This is a genomic window from Erwinia sp. S43 (assembly GCF_016624745.1).
Lineage (GTDB): Bacteria > Pseudomonadota > Gammaproteobacteria > Enterobacterales > Enterobacteriaceae > Erwinia > Erwinia coffeiphila.
In genome coordinates this window covers 1-1,124 of the sequence record NZ_JACVTX010000059.1, presented here as the reverse complement: position 1 = coordinate 1,124, position 1,124 = coordinate 1, and the positions used below count along the sequence as shown (strand labels likewise).

Genomic DNA, 1,124 nt, shown 5'->3' with positions numbered 1-1,124 from the left:
TAAAGTCCGTTTTACCGAGCATCAGATCATTGCTGTGATTAAATCAGTCGAAGCCGGACGAACTGTCAAAGATGTCTGTCGCGAATCAGGCATCTCTGAAGCCACCTACTACAACTGGAAGTCCAAATACGGTGGCATGGAATCATCTGATATTAAAAAGATAAAGGATCTTGAAGACGAAAACCGACGCCTCAAACAGATGTTTGCCGACCTTAGTCTTGAGAACCGGGCACTGAAAGATGTTATCGAAAAAAAGCTTTAAAACCGGCCTTTAAGCGTGAGCTGGTAACGCATCTTATAACAACATTCGGACTCAGTATTCGTCAGGCCTGTCGGAGTCTGAATCTGAGCAGAACGGTTTACCATTACCGGCCTGACAACACACGTGATGACCCTGTTATTTTCGCATTGCAGACTGCAGCCGAACGGTATCCACGATATGGTTTTCCAAAATTGTTTCAGGTTCTGCGGCGGCAGGGGTACCAGTGGAATCACAAACGGATCCACCGTATTTACTGTCTGCTGAAATTGAATTTTCGTCGCAAAGGCAAGCAGCGTCTGCCTGTACGTAATCCATCACCTCTGGCTACGCCTGAAGCGTTGAATCAGAGCTGGTCGGTTGATTTTATGCACGACGCATTAATTTGTGGGCGTCGTTTTCGTACGTTCAACGTCGTTGATGATTTTAATCGCGAGGCGCTGGCAATCGAAATAGATCTGAATTTGCCAGCCCAGCGAGTGGTTCGTGTGCTCGACCGGGTCGCGGCAAACCGGGGATATCCAGTGATGCTACGTATGGATAACGGTCCAGAATTCATTTCATTGACTCTGGCTGAGTGGGCGGAAAAGCATGCAGTGAAGCTGGAATTTATCAAACCAGGCAAACCGACTCAGAATGCTTTCATTGAGCGCTTTAACCGGACATACCGTACAGAAATACTCGATTTTTATCTGTTCAGGACGTTGAATGAAGTGCGGGAAATCACGGAGCGATGGCTGTCAGAATACAATTCTGAACGTCCGCATGAATCACTGAACAACCTGACGCCGGAGGAATACCGACTACAACATCATCTGGCCGGGATCTCAAAAAATGCGTGGAACTAAAACGGGTCTATTTACAG

1 protein-coding gene is annotated in these 1,124 nt (G+C 47.1%); it reads left to right on the top strand.

From position 1 onward, the window contains the following. A protein-coding gene (locus tag IBT47_RS26775) for an IS3 family transposase (RefSeq protein ID WP_200564283.1) occupies positions 1–1,107 on the top strand; the annotation gives its coding sequence in 2 pieces (ribosomal slippage) (positions 1–257 and positions 257–1,107; 1,108 coding nt annotated over the 2 pieces). This gene is flagged as partial in the annotation. Between the last annotated feature and the right edge of the window lie 17 nt (positions 1,108–1,124).